This is a genomic window from Micromonospora sp. MGP-C2 (genome assembly GCF_057766525.1).
Window position 1 is genome coordinate 294,649 of the sequence record NZ_JBYMEN010000002.1, and the last position, 14,363, is coordinate 309,011.

General features: G+C 72.2%; 18 protein-coding genes. 13 read left to right on the top strand and 5 right to left on the bottom strand.

What is annotated here, in order from left to right:
- Positions 1-35: 35 nt before the first annotated feature.
- Entirely contained in the window at positions 36-590 is a 555-nt protein-coding gene (locus AC3CF1_RS00820) for a DUF2267 domain-containing protein (protein ID WP_488449279.1), read from the top strand.
- On the opposite strand, the gene AC3CF1_RS00825 is transcribed toward AC3CF1_RS00820, so the two are convergent.
- Together AC3CF1_RS00825 and AC3CF1_RS00830 are read right to left on the bottom strand one after the other, a co-directional pair.
- A complete protein-coding gene (locus AC3CF1_RS00825; protein WP_488449280.1) occupies positions 587-1,915 on the bottom strand; it encodes a hypothetical protein in 1,329 nt (442 codons plus the stop codon). The genes AC3CF1_RS00820 and AC3CF1_RS00825 overlap by 4 nt on opposite strands.
- 26 nt (positions 1,916-1,941) lie before the next feature.
- Positions 1,942-2,457: an NUDIX hydrolase gene (locus AC3CF1_RS00830; RefSeq protein WP_210792874.1), complete on the bottom strand. Its 516-nt coding sequence runs from the start codon at positions 2,455-2,457 to the stop codon at positions 1,942-1,944.
- Between the two features lie 51 nt (positions 2,458-2,508).
- On the opposite strand from AC3CF1_RS00830, the gene AC3CF1_RS00835 reads away from it, so the two are divergent.
- Positions 2,509-3,000, top strand: coding sequence for a type II toxin-antitoxin system PemK/MazF family toxin (locus AC3CF1_RS00835; protein WP_141909123.1), 492 nt, complete (start codon positions 2,509-2,511; stop codon positions 2,998-3,000).
- Between the two features lie 159 nt (positions 3,001-3,159).
- Here AC3CF1_RS00835 and AC3CF1_RS00840 read toward each other — a convergent pair whose 3' ends face one another.
- On the bottom strand, positions 3,160-3,810 hold the full coding sequence (locus AC3CF1_RS00840) for a flavodoxin family protein (RefSeq protein WP_488449281.1): 651 nt from the start codon (positions 3,808-3,810) through the stop codon (positions 3,160-3,162).
- Between the two features lie 95 nt (positions 3,811-3,905).
- Here AC3CF1_RS00840 and AC3CF1_RS00845 point away from each other — a divergent pair, with 95 nt between their 5' ends.
- From AC3CF1_RS00845 to rox, 4 genes are all read left to right on the top strand, one after another.
- The gene (locus tag AC3CF1_RS00845) at positions 3,906-4,250 is read left to right on the top strand and encodes an ArsR/SmtB family transcription factor (RefSeq protein ID WP_488449282.1); all 345 of its coding nucleotides are present in this window, start codon (positions 3,906-3,908) and stop codon (positions 4,248-4,250) included.
- Positions 4,234-4,707 carry an SRPBCC family protein gene (locus tag AC3CF1_RS00850; protein ID WP_488449283.1) on the top strand — a complete coding sequence of 158 codons (474 nt, stop codon included), beginning with the start codon at positions 4,234-4,236 and terminating at the stop codon, positions 4,705-4,707. Before AC3CF1_RS00845 ends, AC3CF1_RS00850 begins: the two co-directional genes overlap by 17 nt.
- A gap of 60 nt (positions 4,708-4,767) precedes the next feature.
- Positions 4,768-5,790: a phosphotransferase enzyme family protein gene (locus AC3CF1_RS00855; protein ID WP_488449284.1), complete on the top strand. Its 1,023-nt coding sequence runs from the start codon at positions 4,768-4,770 to the stop codon at positions 5,788-5,790.
- A 161-nt stretch (positions 5,791-5,951) separates the two neighbouring features.
- Positions 5,952-7,379 carry a rifampin monooxygenase gene (rox, locus tag AC3CF1_RS00860; RefSeq protein WP_488449285.1) on the top strand — a complete coding sequence of 476 codons (1,428 nt, stop codon included), beginning with the start codon at positions 5,952-5,954 and terminating at the stop codon, positions 7,377-7,379.
- A gap of 4 nt (positions 7,380-7,383) precedes the next feature.
- Here rox and AC3CF1_RS00865 read toward each other — a convergent pair whose 3' ends face one another.
- The gene (locus AC3CF1_RS00865; protein WP_088951690.1) at positions 7,384-8,034 is read right to left on the bottom strand and encodes a GGDEF domain-containing protein; all 651 of its coding nucleotides are present in this window, start codon (positions 8,032-8,034) and stop codon (positions 7,384-7,386) included.
- Between the two features lie 264 nt (positions 8,035-8,298).
- Here AC3CF1_RS00865 and AC3CF1_RS00870 point away from each other — a divergent pair, with 264 nt between their 5' ends.
- From AC3CF1_RS00870 to AC3CF1_RS00880, 3 genes are all read left to right on the top strand, one after another.
- Positions 8,299-8,538 (top strand): DUF397 domain-containing protein, encoded by a 240-nt coding sequence (locus tag AC3CF1_RS00870; protein ID WP_088947853.1) that lies wholly within the window; start codon positions 8,299-8,301, stop codon positions 8,536-8,538.
- Between the two features lie 145 nt (positions 8,539-8,683).
- Entirely contained in the window at positions 8,684-9,565 is an 882-nt protein-coding gene (locus AC3CF1_RS00875) for a helix-turn-helix domain-containing protein (RefSeq protein ID WP_247667547.1), read from the top strand.
- Between the two features lie 116 nt (positions 9,566-9,681).
- Positions 9,682-10,524: an SAM-dependent methyltransferase gene (locus AC3CF1_RS00880; protein ID WP_354981583.1), complete on the top strand. Its 843-nt coding sequence runs from the start codon at positions 9,682-9,684 to the stop codon at positions 10,522-10,524.
- 40 nt (positions 10,525-10,564) lie between these two features.
- Here the strand turns inward: AC3CF1_RS00880 and AC3CF1_RS00885 are convergent, their stop codons facing one another.
- Entirely contained in the window at positions 10,565-10,801 is a 237-nt protein-coding gene (locus tag AC3CF1_RS00885) for a winged helix-turn-helix transcriptional regulator (protein ID WP_354981582.1), read from the bottom strand.
- An 8-nt stretch (positions 10,802-10,809) separates the two neighbouring features.
- Between AC3CF1_RS00885 and AC3CF1_RS00890 the strand changes: the two genes are divergently transcribed.
- From AC3CF1_RS00890 to AC3CF1_RS00905, 4 genes are all read left to right on the top strand, one after another.
- Positions 10,810-11,853 carry a LacI family DNA-binding transcriptional regulator gene (locus tag AC3CF1_RS00890; protein ID WP_488449286.1) on the top strand — a complete coding sequence of 348 codons (1,044 nt, stop codon included), beginning with the start codon at positions 10,810-10,812 and terminating at the stop codon, positions 11,851-11,853.
- 2 nt (positions 11,854-11,855) lie between these two features.
- On the top strand, positions 11,856-12,059 hold the full coding sequence (locus AC3CF1_RS00895; RefSeq protein WP_488449287.1) for a hypothetical protein: 204 nt from the start codon (positions 11,856-11,858) through the stop codon (positions 12,057-12,059).
- 110 nt (positions 12,060-12,169) lie between these two features.
- Positions 12,170-13,615, top strand: coding sequence for a serine/threonine-protein kinase (locus AC3CF1_RS00900; RefSeq protein WP_488449288.1), 1,446 nt, complete (start codon positions 12,170-12,172; stop codon positions 13,613-13,615).
- Between the two features lie 33 nt (positions 13,616-13,648).
- Entirely contained in the window at positions 13,649-14,290 is a 642-nt protein-coding gene (locus tag AC3CF1_RS00905) for a histidine phosphatase family protein (protein ID WP_088947860.1), read from the top strand.
- Positions 14,291-14,363: the final 73 nt, after the last annotated feature.

Below are 14,363 nucleotides of genomic sequence, written 5' to 3' on the forward strand. Positions count from 1 at the left end.
GTTTGCCGACGCCGGCCGGGGGTAACCGCCCGGGCGTGACCGACGGCGACGGGTTTCCGTACTTCATCGACGCGGTGTCCCGGCGTTCCGGCCTGCCGAGCGAGCAGGCCGCCGCGCTCGCCCGCGCCGTCCTCCAGACGATGGCCGAGCGGGTGACCGGCGACGCGCCCGACGACCTGGTGGGGCACCTTCCGGACGAGGTCGGCCGCTACCTGACCGGTCCCGCGCCGGATGAGCCCGGCACCGTCGGTCCAGCGCCGGACGCGGTTGGCCTCGCGCCGGACGCGGTCGGGACGGTTGGTCCTGCCCCGGGGCGGGGTGGGGTCGCCGGCCCTGGCCTGGACGGGCCGGACGCCGGGCTGGGCCTGGAGGTCGGCGGCACCGCCGTTCCGCCGCCTACGGACGCCGGTCCGGCGGAGTTCCTTCGTCGGGTGGGACGGCGTGCCGCGGTGGATCCGGCGACCGCCCGGGCCGGAACCGGGGCGGTCTTCGCGACCCTGCGCGAGGCGATGACCGTACGAGAGTTCCGGGAAATGGTGGCGAGGCTGCCGCGCGACGACGAGGGCGGGGCCGCGCCCGAACGGCTCTAGCCCTGACCCCTTCCTGTGCCCGTCCGGAGGTCGGCGGCGTCGGCCTCGGGCAGCTCTTCGGGCTCGGTGACCCAGGCGGAGAAGACCGGCACCCCGTGCCACGGCCCGGTGACACCGTCCGCCCGGGTGTCGGTGGCGACGGCCACCACGGCGTACGGGTGGCCGAACCGCAGCTCGGCGGTGCGGGCGACACCCTCGGGCGGCAGGCTGACCAGCCCGAACATGCCGGTGACGGCCGCCGCCTCGAAGCCGTACCGGCCGAACCGGGCCATCGCCACCTGACGCGCGTCGAAGCTCTCGATTGGTTGGGCAAGCGCCTTCGCCAGCATCGTCGACGCCGCCTTGAAGCCGAGCGCCGGCGCGATCAGGTCATGCTCACTGCGGGCAGACCAGCAGGGGAGGACGGCGTTGTGGCGCTCCTCGCGGCCGTCGCGCGCCCGGGTCCGCACCCGCTCCTCGCGTACCGTCCACAGCGGAGCATCACCGAGCGGCAGGTCGAACAGGGAACGGGCACCGGCCGGTTGCGCGCCGTCGGCCGCGCCGACACTGAGGTCGTACGCGACGGCCAGCACCTCGCTCGGCGGCACCTGCGGGTCGGCGGCCACCGAGAGGACCACCAACCCGGCACCGTCGGTCGTCTGGGCAGGGGCGGCGTGCACGATCACGTCACCGAGCCGCTCGGTGGACACGATGGCGCAGCGGTGACCATGGCTCGGGCTGCGCAACGCCCGTCGTAGTCCGCGCGCCCACGGGCTGCCGCCACCGAGCGCGCCGGCGTCGGCGACGTCGAACGGGGTCGCCCAGGACACCCGGGTGGCCAGCGCGCTGGCCAGGGCAAAGACCACGTTCGGGCTGACCTTCAGGGGAAACGTGTCGATCAGGCCGTCGGTGTGCTCGCGCGCCCAGGCGTCCAGACCGGCCTGATCGGGCAGCTCACCGACGTCGGTCGTCCTGGGCAGCGCGGCCCGCCACGCGGCCGAACCGCCGTCACCCCGCCCCGCTCGGCGCCAGAGCGCGGTGGCGGACCTGACCAGCGGATGCGGCGTGTCCAGCAGCACGCGGGCGACCTCGGCCGCGCTGGCCAGGTCGGTGCCCAGGGCGTGAGCCAGGTCCTCGGCGGTCGGGCCGTCGGCGCTCGGGCCCTCGCTGGCCGCGTCCTCGGCGGCCGGGTTGGATTCGGCCGGGTTGGATTCGGCCGGCTCGGTGGCGCAGACCGCGAGCAGCAGCCAGGCCCCGAGCGGGGAGGCGACGTGGTGCCGGTCGCCGACCGTGGCGTGCAGCCGTGCGGCGTACGCGGAGAGCGGCCCGTGCAGATCGGTGGTCATGCCCCCACTCTGCCCGCCGACCCGGCTCACGACCACAGCTCGAACGGCTCGTCGATCTCCTCGCCGGCGAGGAAGGCGGTGATCAGCCGGGGGAGCTGCCCGGGATAGAACCGTTCCGAGCTCGCGATCACCTCCGGCAGCGGCCACCAGCGGAAGGCGAAGTAGTCCTCCAACTCGTAGTCGAGCCGGTGCGCCTCGTCCACGTCGGGACCGGCACCGGCGAGCCGTACGCTGACGACGACCTCATCCTGGACGTGCCGCAGCTGGCGGTGCAGGAAGCTCGCCCGTCGGCGCCAGGTCGGTGCGCCCACCTGGTCGGCGGTGATGAGGATGCCGGTCTCCTCGTGCAGCTCCCGCACCGCCGTGTCGAGGTAGGTCTCTCCGGGATCCATGCCGCCGCCAGGCAGCTCCCACCAGGTGCCCAGCCGGGGGTGGTCCGGGTCGCGGGTGTGGAACAGCAACACCCGATCCAAGCCGTCGGTGACCACCACCCGCACCGCGCGTCGTTCCAGGATCGGCAGGTCGCGGGGCAGCTCGTCCATCGGGCCAGTCTGTCGCACCGAGCACTCGGGGCGGCGGGTAGGCTGCCCGCCGTGGCTGGTCTGTTGAGGAATGTCGCGGCTCGCATCTCCCGGGTAGGCGCGGCGATTCCGTCGCCTCGGCGCACCGGGCCGGCCCCCGCGCAGGTGGCCCGCCGCCGCCAGGTGAGCGCGTTGCAGCGTCGGGAGCTGACCTACGCTCCGGAGCGCGACGGCCAGGCCGACCCGGGCGAGATCGTCTGGACGTGGGTGCCGTACGAGGACGACCCCCGCCAGGGCAAGGACCGGCCGGTGCTGGTCGTCGGACGGCACAGCCGGACGCTGTTCGGGCTGATGCTGTCCAGCCAGAGCGAGCGGGACGGGCAGCGGCACTGGTTCGCGCTCGGGCCGGGCGAGTGGGATCGGGACAACCGGCCCAGCTGGGTCCGGTTGGACCGGGTCCTCACCATGCGTGAGGACAGCATCCGCCGCGAGGGCGCCGTGCTGGACCGGCCCCGGTTCGACCGGGTCGGGCAGGCGCTGCGCGCCGGCTACGGCTGGCGCTGACCCGCACACCTGTAGAGCTGCCCCACGGGTGGGGCGTCTGGGCGGTGCCCTGCGGCCCGATGGTCGCTGCGCTGCGAGCTGCCCCATTACCGGGGCAGCTCTACAGCGACGCAGGTAGGCGTCCGGGGTCAGGAACCGACGCGGACGTGACCGACGTGGTCAGGCCGACTCGCGGCTCGGGCCGACCGCGGCGCCCTTCGCGTCCGGCGGCGGGTACGGCCGGTCGGCGAGCAGCCGCGCCAGGTGTGCGGTGTTGAGCGCCAGCGCCTTCGTGGTGCGACCGGTGGTGTCGGGCTTGGGGCCGGCGTCGCGGTAGTCCACCTTGTGCAGTGCCTCACCCACCCAGTAGGTCGCCGCGGCGGCGGCGAGGGTGAACCCGACCTCGTTGAGCGCCTGCTGCACCTGGCCGATGGTGTGGTGCGCGCCGTCCTCGTTGCCGACGACTGCCACCCCAGCCACCTTGCCGTAGGTGAGCAGCCGGCCCTCGTCGTCGGTCTCGGAGAGTTCGGCGTCGAGACGTTCGAGGACCATCTTGCAGACGCTGGACGGTTGGCCGAGCCAGATCGGCGTGGCGATGATGAGCACCTGCGCCGCCAGCAGCTTGGCGCGGATCGCCGGCCAGCCGTCGCCCTCACCCTCGTCGGTGGACACGCCGAAGCGCACATCGTGGTCCACCACCCGGACCAGTTCGCCCTCCACGCCCTGGGCGGCCAACTCGTCGAGCACCTCCCGACCGAGCTGTTCTGAGCTGGACGGGCCCGGTGACGGCTTGAGGGTGCAGTTGAGCACGAGGGCGCGGATGGTCGCCACGTCGAGTTCCTTTCGGCCGAGTTGCTTGCCCATACCCGGACGGCGCCCGTATATTCAACCAACTGGTTGATTAGCCGACAGGTTGAAAGCGGCAGATGACAACAGATCCCGTCAGCGCGGTGTTCGCCGCACTCGCTGATCCCACCCGCCGGGCCATGCTGGCCCGGCTCGCAACCGGCGAGGCGACGGTCAACGAGCTGGCGGCGCCGTTCCCGATCAGCCTCCAGGCGATCTCCAAGCACCTCGCGGTGCTGGAGCGCGCGGGGCTGATCGTGCGGACCCGTGAGGCGCAGTGGCGTCGTTGCCGGCTCGACCCGGCGCCGCTACGGACGCTCGCCGAGTGGGTCGACCAGTACCGCCGACTCTGGGACGACCGTTACGACACCTTGGACGACTACCTACGCGACCTGAAGGAGACCCGTCATGAACAATCTCCCTGACCTCACGATCGACCTGCCGTCCGATCGGGAGGTCACCCTCACCCGGTCCTTCGACGCCCCACGCGAGCTGGTCTACGCCGCGCACACCCAGGCGGAGCACCTCAAGCACTGGTGGGGGCGGGGCAACCCGCTGGACGTCGAGATCGATTTCCGGGTGGGCGGCCACTACCGCTGCGTCGAGCACGCCCAGGACGGCAACGACTACGCCTTCCGCGGTGAATACCGGGAGATCGTCGTGCCGGAGCGGATCGTGCAGACCTTCGAGTTCGAGGGCATGCCCGGCCAGGTGGCGGTGGAGACGCTGGTCTTCACCGAGCAGGACGGGCGCACCACCATCACGAGCAGCACCCGCTTCGACACCACAGCGCAGCGCGACGGCATGATCGACTCCGGGATGGCCCAGGGGGCAGCCGAGTCGTACGCAGCGCTGGACCGGCACCTCGCCACACTGCGCTGACTCCGCCCCCGTCACCGTTAAGCGGTTCGCTGGTGGGCCGCCCGGTGGGATGGTGTCCGCGTGAGTGAGGACATCACGCGGCAGGTGGCCGAGCGGGTCCACACTGGCTTCGGCCTGCACCTGTCCACACTGGAACGGGTGACCCACGGCGCGGACCAGCGCGCCCGACTGTGGCTGGCCCACAGCGTCGACGGCTCCCGCTACGCGGTCAAACTGAGCGATGGCGGCACTCGCGCCGGCCTGGCCGTGACGGCGTACCTGGCCGGCCAGGGGGTGCCGGGCATCGCCGCACCGATGCTTACCCGGGACGGGCGGCTGTCCGTCGACCACGACGGCCACCGCCTCTCGGTGGTGCCCTGGGTCTCCGATCAGCGGACGCTCGACGGCCCGATGACCGACGCGCACTGGCGCGCGTACGGCGAGGTGCTGGCCGCCGTGCACGCGGTGCCGGTGACCGACGAGGTGCGACGACTGTTGCCGGCGGGCGGCGCGGCGTACCCCTCGATCGTGGCCGGGACCCGCGCGGTGGCCGAGCGGCTGCGCGATCCGGACCCGGACGACCTCGCCGGGCCGCTGGCCGCGGAGCTGGCGGGCGTGTGGTCCGGGGTGGCCGACCTGGTGGCCACACTGACCCGCGAGGTCGAACGCCTCGCCGTCGATGAGCGCGCCCGGCCCGGCCCGGCCGTCGTCTGCCACGGCGACCCGCACCTGGGCAATCTGCTGCTGGGCCCGGACGGGCAGGTCTGGTTGATCGACTGGGACGACGTGGTGCTCGCCCCGCCCGAGTGTGACCTGATGTTCGTGCTGGGTGGGGTGCTCGCCTTCGCGCCGATCAGCACCCGTCAGCAGAAGGCCGTTCTGGCCGGCTACGGCCCGGCCCACATCGACCCGGCCCGCCTGGCGTGGTTCCTCGCGGTCCGCGCGCTCGACGACCTCAGCGACTGGACCCGCCAGGCGCTGGACCCGGACGCCGAGACGGCCGACCGGGATCGGGCGGCGCGCATCGTGCGGGGGCTGGTATCGCCGGTCGGTCTGGTCACCCTCGCCGACGTGGCGCTGCGCGATCTCGACCGGCGGCGTTGACCGCGAGACCGGCCGTCCGAGACGGGAAACAACAAAGGCAAGGAGCTCAGGGGCTCCTTGCCACCTCCAACATATATCGCACCCGGGGCCTTGTGGCAAGACCCGGGTCGTGCCGCAGAATCACCACCCTGAGCCCAAAACTGGGAAAATCGGGGGATTTCATGATCGATGTGATCATTGCCGGCGGTGGGCCGACCGGCCTGATGCTGGCCAGCGAGTTGCGACTGCACGGGGTGCACGTGCTCGTGGTGGAGAGGGAGACCGAGCCGACCCCGTACGTCCGTGCGCTCGGGCTGCACGCGCGCAGCATCGAGGTGATGGATCAGCGTGGCCTGCTGGAGCGGTTCCTCGCGCTCGGCCAGCAGCACCCGGTCGGTGGCTTCTTCGCCGCCATTCCCAAGCCGTCGCCGAGCGGGCTGGACACCGCCCATCCGTACGTCCTCGGCATCCCGCAGACCACGACGGACCGCCTGCTGGGCGAGCACGCCGCCGACGTCGGCGTGGAGATCCGGCGCGGCTGCGAACTGGTCGGGCTCAGCCAGGACGACGACGGGGTGACAGTGGGGTTGGCCGACGGCGGGCAGCTGCGGTCGCGCTATCTCGTCGGCTGCGACGGTGGCCGCAGCACCGTGCGCAAACTGCTCGGCGTCGGCTTTCCCGGTGAGCCCAGCAGGGTCGAGTCCCTGTTGGGCGAGATGGAGGTGGGCGTCGCACCGGAGACGGTGGCCGAGGTGGTGGCCGAGGTGCGCAGGACGCACCTGCGGTTCGGTCTCGGGCCGCTGGGCGACGGGGTGTACCGCGTCCTGGTTCCCGCCGAGGGGGTGGTCGAGGATCGCTCGGTCCCGCCGACCATCGAGGAGTTCAAGCGACAACTGCTGGCGTACGCGGGCACCGACTTCGGCGTGCACTCACCGCGCTGGCTCTCCCGCTTCGGCGACGCCACCCGGCTGGCCGAGCGCTACCGGACCGGCCGGGTGCTGCTGGCCGGCGACGCGGCGCACATCCACCCGCCAACCGGCGGGCAGGGGCTCAACCTCGGCATCCAGGACGCGTTCAACCTCGGGTGGAAACTGGCCGCCGCCGTCAACGGCTGGGCGCCGGACGGGCTGCTGGACAGCTACCACACCGAACGGCACCCGGTGGCCGCCGACGTCCTGAACAACACCCGCGCGCAGATGCTGCTGCTGTCGCCCGAGCCGGGACCCCGGTCGGTGCGTCAACTGTTGTCGGAGCTGTTGGACTTCGAGGACGTCAACCGGTACCTGATCGAGAAGGTCACCGCGATCGGGGTCCGCTACGACTTCGGCGAGGGCCACGAGATGCTCGGCCGCCACCTGCGCGACGTACGGCTCAAGCAGGGACGCCTCTACGAGCTGATGCGCGGGGGCCGCGGACTGCTGCTCGACCAGACCGGCCGGCTCTCCGTCGCCGGGTGGGCGGACCGGGTCGACCACGTCGTCGACGTCAGCGAGGAACTGGACGTGCCCGCCGTGCTCCTGCGGCCGGATGGCCACGTGGCGTGGGTGGGCGACGACCAGACGGAGCTGCTCGGCCAGCTGCCCAGATGGTTCGGCGCAGCCGCTTGCTGAACGGTCAGAGCTCGGTCAGCCAGGCGCTGTCGACCAGTTGCCGGGGTGACCGGGCACCGCCGAGGCTCTTCGCCTGGTACATGGCGGCGTCGGCGCGGCTGAGCGCGTCGGTGAGCTGGGCTGGGCCGGACACCGGGGCGAGCCCGACGGACGCGGTGACACGGACGCTGCACCCGTTGAGCCGGATCGGCGCGGCGACGGTCTCGGCGAGTCGGCGGGTGGAGTGCTCGATCCAGCGCCGGTCGACTGTGGGGCTGGAGAGCAGCCCGGCGAACTCGTCGCCACCGAGGCGGGCGACGAGGTTGTCCCCGGCGAAACCGGCGAGCCGGTCGGCCACACTGATCAGCACCTGGTCGCCGGCGGCGTGCCCGTACCGGTCGTTGATCTGTTTGAAGTCGTCCAGGTCGAGCACCACGGCGATCAACGGCTGACCGGCCGCGTCGGTGAGCAGGGTGGCCGCCAGGCGATAGAAGGCGCGCCGGTTGGGCAGCCCGGTGAGTGGGTCGTGACTCGCGGCGTGCCGCTCGGCGGCGAGCTCGGCCTGAAGGTGATCGATCTCGGCCTCGGCGCGCACCGCCCGTCGGCGTAGTTGCCAGGAGGAGAGCAGGGCGCCGGCCGCGCAGATCCCGGAGGCGACACTCATCGGATCCGGCACGAACCCTCCCATCCCCGCGACCGCCTCCAGCCTCCGGTCGACACGTCACACCGCGTCGGGCCCACTTTTGCCTGATGGTTGCCCCTGCGGGGGTAACTCAACGTGAACGGATGGGCACCGATCATGTGCGTTATCATGCTCGCCGTCCGGTGCAGATGCAATAGCAGATGCACGTGCAGAACTGTCCGAAGTCGATACCGCACCCCTCGCCGTCACCGCTCCTCCCACGGCCACCGGCGGGCTCGTGAGCAGAAAGACGCCTCCATGCATCAGCCACCCAATGGCGTACCGATCCATCAGTTGCCTCCGCTGAGCTGGCAGAAGAGCCGCCGCAGCAACCCCAGCGGCAACTGCGTCGAACTCGCCGAACTGCCCGGGGGAGCGGGCATCGCGGTCCGCAACTCACGGCACCCGGAGGGCCCGGCGCTGATCTACACAGTGGACGAAATCGCCGCCTTCGTTCTCGGAGCGCGCGACGGGGATTTTGACCACCTGATCAACTGACCGTCCCGCGTGAGCCGTCCCGGCGACGGGACTGAATCACCGGTGCGGAGGAGTTCATCTCACTGTCGGTCCATGGCATGCTTACACGTCGGCCGGGCCAGGTACCCGGTCACGGGGGTTGGTGTCCGGAGGTCCGCACGTGACGATGGTTCCCGCCGAGGGTGGCCCGACAACCGGGCCAACAGTGCTGCGCATGCTGCTCGGTGCCCAGCTGCGCCGTCTGCGGGAGTCCAGCGGGGTGACCCGGGAGGGCGCCGGCTGGGAGATCCGTTCCTCTGAGTCGAAGATCAGTCGGATGGAGCTGGGTCGGGTCGGCTTCAAGGAACGCGACGTCTCCGACCTGCTCACCCTCTACGGCGTCACCGAGGAGCACGAGCGTGACGCGCTGCTCAAGCTCGCCCGCGACGCCAACAGCCCCGGCTGGTGGCATCGCTACGGCGACGTGTTGCCGACCTGGTTCCAGTCGTACCTGGGCCTGGAGGCCGCGGCGGCACTGATCCGCACCTACGAGGTGCAGTTCGTCCCCGGCCTGTTGCAGACCGGGGACTACGCCCGCGCTGTCGTGCTGCTCGGGCACGGCGCGGCAGGTCCGGACGAGATCGAGCGCCGCGTCGCTCTGCGGATGCAGCGTCAGCAGTTGCTCCACCGGGAAAACCCACCGCAGCTCTGGGCCGTGGTGGACGAGGCAGCCCTACGGCGTCCGATCGGTGGCCCCGCCGTCATGCGCGGCCAGCTCACCGCTCTCATCGAGGCGACCAAGTCACCCAACATCCGGCTCCAGGTCATCCCGTTCGCCGCCGGTGGTCACGCCGCCGCCGGGGGAGCCTTCACCATCCTGCGATTCGGTGACCAGGAGCTGCCCGACATCGTCTACATCGAACAGCTCACCAGCGCCATCTACCTCGACAAGCGCGACGACCTCGACTACTACGCGGTGGCCATGGAACGGCTCTGCGTCGAGGCCGAGCCGCCGGAGCGTACGCCGGACATTCTCGGCCGGTTGCTGGACGAGCTCTACCCGGCGTGACCGCTGCCTGGGGCGGCGGTTCGGTGCAGGCGGCTCGGGGCGGTGCAGGTCGCTCGGGTGGCATTAGCATGGTCGGCGACCGGCGACAGTGGACGGACGTCATCGCGGAGGCAGCCATGACAAGCGAGGCCTCGGGCCCAACGGCCGGCTCGTCGAGCGACCGGATCGACACCACTGTGGCCCACCCCGCCCGCCGCTACAACTACTGGCTGGGCGGCAAGGACAACTTCCAGGCCGACCGCGAGTCCGGCGACACGATGGCGGCAGCCTTCCCGACGATCCGCACCGCCGCCCTGGAGAACCGCCGTTTCCTCCAGCGGGCCGTGGGCTTCCTGACCCGCGAGGCTGGCATTCGGCAGTTCCTCGACATCGGCACCGGCATCCCGACCGCCGACAACACCCACGAGGTCGCCCAGGCCATCGCACCGGAATCCCGGGTGGTCTACGTCGACAACGATCCGATCGTGCTGGCCCACGCCCGCGCGCTGCTCAGCAGCTCACCGCAGGGCGCCACCGCCTACATCGACGCCGACCTGCGCGACCCGGCGCGGATCCTCGCCCACCCGGAGTTGCGACGCACCATCGACCTGTCCCGACCGGTCGCCCTCATGCTGGTCGCCGTCCTGCACTTCGTGCCCGACGGCGACGACCCGTACGCGCTGGTGCGGCACCTGCTCGACGCGCTGCCGGCGGGCAGCTGGTTGGCCGCCTCGCACGCCACCCACGAGTACCTTCCGCCGGCGGTCGCCGCGCAGGCTCGGACGGCGGCCAGGGGCGGCGGCCCACACGGGCTGATCAACCTGCGCACCCGGGACGAGTTCAGCCGTTTCTTCGTCGACCTCGACGTGGTGGAGCCGGGCATCACCTCGGTCGCCGAGTGGCGGGCCGAGAGCGAGCCGCAGCCGCGCCCGTCGGTGGTCGAGGTGAGCATGTACGGCGGCGTCGCCCGCCTGCCGTGACCGCGCGGACCCCCGTAGGCGGGATTCACCAGCGGAGCGTTCAGCCGGCTGAGGCGTCGTGGCGGGCGCGGGCCGCGTGCACCTCGTCGATGTGCGTCTCGGCCCAGGCCTTGATCGCCCGCTGCACCGGCAGGAGGCTCTCGCCCAACGGGGTGAGCTGGTAGTCGACCCGGGCCGGCGCGTCGAGCCGACGTATTGACCGATGCCGACCGGTCGGGTTAATCTCTGCATCGATACAGACTGGATCGATACAGAGGGGTGCCGGTGAAGCCAACACTGCAAGCCGTGGCCGACGCCGTCGGCGTCTCCCGCAGCACCGTGTCCAACGCCTACAGCCGCCCCGACCAGCTCTCCGCCGCCCTGCGTGAGCGGATCCTGGAGGCCGCCCAGCAACTCGGGTACCCCGGCCCCAACCCCACCGCGCGCTCCCTGCGCCGGGGCTTCGTCGGGTCGATCGGGGTGCTGTTCACCTCGCAACTGTCGTACGCCTTCACCGACCCGTTCGCGGTGCGGTTCCTCGCCGGGGTTGGCGCGGCGGCCGAGCGGCACGGCACGAGCATGCTGCTGGTGCCGCTGCCGCCGGCCGTGACCGACGCCCGACGGGCGGTGGAGAACGCCGCTGTCGACGGGTTCTGCGTCTACTGCGTCGCCGACGAGGAATGGGCGTTGGACGTCATCCGCCAACGCGGGCTGCCGTTCGTCAGCACGGCCTCCCGCGACAACGCCGGCGCCGACGAACGGTTCGTCGGCATCGACGAGCGGGCCGCCGCGCACAGTGCCGCCGCGCACGTCGCCGGCCTCGGCCACCGTCGGGTGGCGCTGCTCGCCGACTCCGTGCTGCCCGACGCGCCGGCCGGCCCTCTCACCCTGGCCGGGGTCGACCAGGTGCCGCACCCGACCACCCGAGGTCGGCTCACCGGGTTCGCCGACGCCTTCGCCGAGGTCGGCGTCGGCTGGGCCGAGCTGACCCTGGTCAACGTCCTCGGCAACAGCCGCCGGGCGGCAGCCGAAGCCATCGCCGGGCTGTTCGACCAACCCGCACCGCCGACCGCCGTGCTGGCCGGCTCCGACGTCCTCGCACTCGGTGTGCTGGACGCCCTGGCCGCGCGGCCGGCCCATGATCGTCCGACCGTCTCGGTGACCGGCTTCGACGACGTCCCCGAGGCCGCCGCGGCCGGCCTCACCACCGTCCGGCAACCGGCCGAGGAAAAGGGCCGGATCGCCGCCGAACTCCTGCTCGACCCGCCCGCGGACGCCGCGGCCGGTCATGTGTTGCTGCCCACCGCACTCGTCGTCCGGTCCTCCACCGGACCTGTCCCGAGGAGTTGACCATGGAACTTCCCACCGGCTACGTCACCGCGCTCGACGCCATGAACCGACACGTCAACTCGGCCCGACCGGACGCCCCGGTCCAGCTCGAACGCCCTCGCCGGGCCCTGCTCGCCCCCACCCGGCAGGCCATCGCCCTCGCTCTGCGCCGGCTCGCCGACCGCATCCAGCCGCGACCGCTGCCCGGCACCGCCCGCTGCTCCTGACCCGCACGAAACCCATTCCGGCATGCACGGGACGAACAGTGTGGGCCCGGACACGGAGGGTGGTCGAGTTGGGCGTGACCAGGCAGACTGGTGAAGCCATGTCGCCCTTCATGCCCACCCTCCGTCTCCGCGACCGCTACGTACTGCACGAGCGGATCGGTCTCGGCGGCATGTCCGAGGTGTGGCGGGCCGACGACGACGTGCTCGGCCGGCCCGTCGCCATCAAGGTCCTCGCCGGGCAGCTCGCCGCCGACCCGCAACTGCGGGCCACCATCCAACGCGAGGCCCGCGCGGCCGCCCGCCTCACCCACCCACACGTGACCCAGGTGTACGACTACGCCGAGGCGACCCTGACCGGCGGCGTCGTTGTGCCGTACCTGGTGATGGAACTCGTCGACGGCCACAACCTGGCCGACCGGCTGCGGACCGGACCACTGCCGTGGCCGGAGGCGGTCCGGGTGGCCGGGCAGATCGCAGCCGCACTGGCCGCCGCGCATCGCATCGGCGTCGTGCACCGCGACGTCAAGCCCGGCAACGTCATGCTGACCGACACCGGCGCCAAGGTGCTCGACTTCGGCATCGCCGCCCTCGGCGGGCTCGACAGTCAGTCCGGCGAGCCGCTGATGGGCACACCCGCCTACTTCGCCCCCGAGCGGCTGACCGCCGGCCCGCCCGACCCGGCCAGCGACATCTACGCCCTCGGCGCGCTGCTCTACCGCACCCTCACCGGGCAGGCGCCGCTGCCCGTGCAGAGCTGGGAGGACGCGCTGGAGGTGCACCGACGTGGCACTCCGGTGCCGCCGCTGCGGGTGCCCGGCCTCCCCGCCGACATCGCCGAGCTGACCCTCGCCTGTCTGGCCGCCAACCCGGCCGACCGGCCGAGCGCCGCGCACCTGGCCCGCCGCTTCGGCGCCGGCCAGCCGGTCGAGCCGCCCACCGAACTGCTGCGGCGTGTCCTCCCGGCGGCTCACCCTCCCACCCTGATCGACCGCTCGGCGGCACGCCCCGCCCCGGTCGCCGCCGCGCCGGCCCGCCGCCGGTCGCGCCGACCCCTCGCCGTGCTGGTCGCAGCCGGCCTCGCCGTGCTGGTCGGCGTCGGCGCCCTGCTCGCCGAAGGTCCCCTCGGCACACCAGGCGCACCCAACTCTCCGCAGGTGGCCGCCCCACCGTCGACCTCCGCCCCCAGGCCCACACCCACGACGCAGTCGCCGACGCCGACGGCACCCTCCTCGCCCCGACCCAGCGCCAGCACCGCCCCACCGACCGCCGGGCAGCAGGTGCCGGTCAGCCTGCGGGAGGTGACCAGTGGGTTCTCCGCCGTCCTCGCCAACGCGGTGGCCCGCGGCGACGTCGACCGCAGGACCGCCGAAGATCTGCGCGACGACCTGGCCGACGTGAGCCGGCACAGCAGGGACCGGGCCAAGCGCGTCGCCGACCTGCGGGAACGCATCGCCGAGCTGGTGGAACGCGACAGGCTGGCAGCGCGGACGGGCGTCCAACTCGACGCTCTGCTCGCGCAGACCGGCAGCTTCACCACCGGCCGTACGGACGACTGATATCCGCGTCGATACCGCTGGCATGATGTCCCGATGCGGACACGTCTGATCTTCGTGCGACATGGCGAGTCGCTCCACCAGCTCGAAGGGATCGTGGGCGGGCCACGTGGTTGTCGGGGCCTCACCGCCCTCGGCCACGAACAGGCACACGATCTCGCCAACCGGCTCACCAACGAGGTCGCCGCCGACCGCCCGGTGGCGGTCTACTCGTCCGTGCTGCGTAGGGCGGTCGAGACCGCCCAACCGATCGCCACCGCCTTCGGCGTTCGGCCCGTGGCCGACTGTGGCCTGTGCACCTGGCACACACCCCCGTACGCCGACGGCCTGCCGACCGCCCGCTTCCGCACCGAACACGCGGTGCCCGGCGGGGGCGTGTTCCGGCCGTTCGAGGAGGGCAACGAGAGCTGGGCCGAACTGGTCGTCCGGGTCAGCCGGGCGATCATGGAGATCGCCCACCGGCACCGGGGCGCCACAGTGGTTCTGGTCGGTCACAGCGAAACCGTCGAGGGCGCGTTCCACGCGCTCGCCGCGCAGCCGGTCTTTCGGGGGTTCGACCTGGACGTGCCTCCGGCCTCGATCACCGAATGGACCACCGACCACGACCCCGGCGGTTGGCCTCCCGCCCGGTGGACGCTGCGCCGCTTCGGTGACACCGGCGGGTGGGCTAAGGCGTGATCCAGTACCGCCGTGCACCCGGTCGTTCTCGACGATCCACCGGTACGTGCATGGATGTCGTCGGCACGGCGTA